Annotated in this window: 2 protein-coding genes and 1 pseudogene; 2 read left to right on the plus strand and 1 reads right to left on the minus strand. The window is 44.5% G+C overall.

The window, feature by feature from the left end; translation table 11 throughout:
* Positions 1–155: 155 nt before the first annotated feature.
* Complete coding sequence (locus BUB85_RS20570) at positions 156–1,199, minus strand: DUF58 domain-containing protein (protein WP_073113335.1); 1,044 nt, start codon at positions 1,197–1,199, stop codon at positions 156–158.
* A gap of 167 nt (positions 1,200–1,366) precedes the next feature.
* Between BUB85_RS20570 and BUB85_RS20575 the strand changes: the two genes are divergently transcribed.
* Both BUB85_RS20575 and BUB85_RS20580 read left to right on the plus strand, forming a co-directional pair.
* Positions 1,367–2,452 (plus strand): O-antigen polymerase, encoded by a 1,086-nt coding sequence (locus tag BUB85_RS20575; protein WP_073113336.1) that lies wholly within the window; start codon positions 1,367–1,369, stop codon positions 2,450–2,452.
* A gap of 135 nt (positions 2,453–2,587) precedes the next feature.
* Positions 2,588–3,052: pseudogene (locus BUB85_RS20580) on the plus strand (ABC transporter substrate-binding protein); the annotation flags it as partial.
* Positions 3,053–3,288 lie beyond the last annotated feature (236 nt).

The raw sequence follows: 3,288 nt of genomic DNA on the forward strand, positions 1-3,288 counted from the left end.
CAGTGCCGTTCGATTCCGCTTCGCTTCTTCTCACTCGCGGGCTTTCGCCCTATCATCAGACAACAACAAACATTTCCTTATGTGCAAGCACAACGTAAATGTTTGTTGTTGTCTGATGGCACTGCTCATTGCTGTCGCGAACATTATACCATGCATTAGATTAAATGCAATTCTAGATTTTCCTGATTTCTAAACCACGTTGGGATTTCTGACTCTTCTCGTACTGTCAGAAACAGTTGTTGTTTGAATTGATCTGTCTGCTCTGTGGCCTGCAGTAATTCCAGCACTGTTGACGTGGACAGTGGCGTTTCCAGAATCTGATTCATCATTTCTATGTAACCGTCGCTTGTGGATATCACATGCTTTTTCACCATATCTCCGTACGGATACAGCACCAAATGCCGAACCCCTTCCTTCAGAAGGCAGGTGCTGAGAGACGCCAGCGCTGACAGTACACGGCTGTTTTCTTCACGGTCATAAGATGCGCAGATGTCCGGAATCAGCAGAAGCTCTTCGTTCATCTCTGTTCCGTATTCCCGCATCACAAGTGTATCCCATTTTGCAGACAATTTCCAATGGATCCGCGACTGCTCGTCCCCATCCTGATATTCGCGCACCCCCAAGAATGCGTCTCCCGGGACATAACTCTTCTGTACTCTGCCGCCAGGACTCCTGCTGTTTCCTGTTCTATTTAGCTCCGGGATCCCGGAATCATACAGCATCGGATAGATTGTTGTTTTCGCAGAATCGCAAATGAAAATTCTGCGCCGAAACAATCCCAGATAGTCCAGCGCATACAGATCTGTTCCTGTCACAATATATTTACCACAGCTGCACGACTCTTCCAGAATTTCTGCCGCATATATTTTTCCGTTTGGATATAACATCACGCTTCTGTTCGACTCTGTGGAAAATAATTTGTTGCGTATTGACACTTTCATCTGCATTCTTCCTGCCAGAGAAAACCCAGCCGGTTTTGCCGAAATTCTGACTTTAAATGCATTTTTTAGTTCCGGGGTTCTCTCAACCTTTATCTCCGTCTCCATTTTCCCGACAGACAGCCTGAGTCCGCTCCAAATCACTGCCGGCAGCAGACAGAAAAAAAGAAAAATGACCATATAAATCTCTTCGTCCCTCTGCATCATCAGCATCGCTTCTGCGAGCCATAAAACCGCGTAAACTGCCCTATATTTAAACATTATAATCCTCTCCTACCCATTGTGTTACTTCTATTATAAGAAATGTGTTCCTGAACGTAAAGCAATCATATATTGCATTTTACCATTGTTCTTGTTCATTTGGGGTGTTATAATGAAGCTAATTAGTCTATAAAGGAAATCTACTAACGAAAGCGAGGACGTCACAAATGAAATGCCCAGTGTGTGGAAAAGAACTAGAAATACAGAAAAAACAGGTTGGCGTAGACGATAACAAGCAACCGATTATGAATGAATTCGCTATATGCAGAGATTGCAAGAAAAAGTGGAATCTAGATAAACAACGCGCAAAAAAAGCTCAATCAGCTTCGTCTGAGACAGCAAAATCCCAAGCCGCTGCTTCAGCAAACATTCCGTCCAAAGGATCAGCCGCAGCGAAGAAATCCAAGGAGATGACAACATCAACAAAAGCCTCTCCTGCAAAGACTGCCCCGGCAAAATCTACTCCGGACAAAACCACTTCTGAAAAAACAGCTTCTGCTGGCAGCCAGACCGCTACGAAGAAATTGAATACATCAGATCAATCAACGCAGGCTCTTCCAACTGTCAAGACTGCACAAAAAAAAGCCGCTCCGCAAAAGCCGGCCAATGATCAGTCCAAGGAGCATCCGGTACATAAGAAGAAAAAGAAACAGCCGCAGGAATTTTCGGAGGACAGCCACCGCGCAAATCCAGCTAAGTCATCTAAGCCGGATTCCAAACGTGCCAAGTCCCAGCCTGCAGAACAGTCTTCCCGCAAGGCAAAATCACAGCCGGCCAAAAAGACTTCTAAACGTAAAGCCGCAAAGCCTGTAAAGAAATCGAGATTCAAAATTCTGAGAATTATTCTCGGCGTTCTCTCCATTGGTGCCGGCATATTTTTCTTCCTGCACGCAGGTATGCAGGGATTGTCTGATCTTGCAAACCATAAGTTTATGACAAATGGCACAGTATACGTCATTCTTGCACTTTGTCTGCTGGTTGCGGGTCTGATCTCTGTCATCATGAAAAACATTAAGAATATCATCGCATTTATACTGCCGATCTTGTTCTACATCTGCAGCGCAATATACACATTTACACAGATGGGAAAAGACACCTATCTGAAATATGGTGCAATCACAGTCGGTGCTTTTGCCCTGATTTTCATTGTGCTCATGCTGATTGCCAGCAGTCTTGACAACAAGGCTCATCAGGCGCTGGAAGAAGATTATGAACATGATGATGACTACGAAGATGATGACTATTACGATTAAACCAGTATAAGCGGCACTAACTGTCTTTTTGCCTCGCGCAGAATGTTTTTGAGAGAGTATTCGTCTATTGAACGAACAGGACAGACTCCTTCTCCATATACTTTAACCATAGGTATTTGGAGGAGGAGTTTTTTTATGAGAAAGAAAATTTCAGCATGTCTTATGATAATCGCAGTCATTGTCACCACACTGGCAGCGTGTACAAACCAATCTGAACAGGCGGCCAAAACTGCCGGGAGTGCCGTTACTCAGACCCCCGTTTCCATCACCCTGAACGAGGTGGCCCATTCCGTGTTCTACGCACCGATGTATGTTGCCATTGAGGAAGGGTATTTTGCAGAGGAAGGCATCGATCTGACACTGGATACCGGGTTCGGTGCTGACAAAACAATGGCCGCTGTTCTTTCCGGTGATGCAGACATCGGTTTCATGGGTGCAGAGACTACGATCTATGCATACCAGGAGGGTGCCAACGATGTGGTAAAGAATTTTGCACAGCTGACCCAGCGCGCAGGGAACTTTCTTGTTGCCCGTGAGCCCATGAAGGACTTCAAATGGTCTGATCTGAAAAACAAAGAGGTGCTTGGCGGACGAAAAGGTGTCTACCGCTATAACATGTAAATTTGGAATCTATTGTAATTGATTCCTTATGTTTTGGGCAATTTTTGAAAGTTGTCTATAAAGGACCTGCTGTAATAAACAGACGGTGGATAAATCTGCGGAAACTCAGGGATAGTAAAACTGTCAAGCGTTTTTGAAAATGTCCCAAAATAAGTGAAACATTAGCCCCGGTTTTTACTGGGGCTGTTTTAATAGAATTAAGTAGTTCTTGTGTT

Origin of the sequence: Hespellia stercorisuis DSM 15480, from assembly GCF_900142165.1 — a bacterium.
Lineage (GTDB): Bacteria > Bacillota > Clostridia > Lachnospirales > Lachnospiraceae > Hespellia > Hespellia stercorisuis.

Coding starts and splice junctions, on each gene's coding strand:
- BUB85_RS20570 (WP_073113335.1), bottom strand. CDS start 1,199: ATGTTTAAATATAGGGCAGTTTACGCGGTTTTATGGCTCGCAGAAGCG.
- BUB85_RS20575 (WP_073113336.1), top strand. CDS start 1,367: ATGAAATGCCCAGTGTGTGGAAAAGAACTAGAAATACAGAAAAAACAG.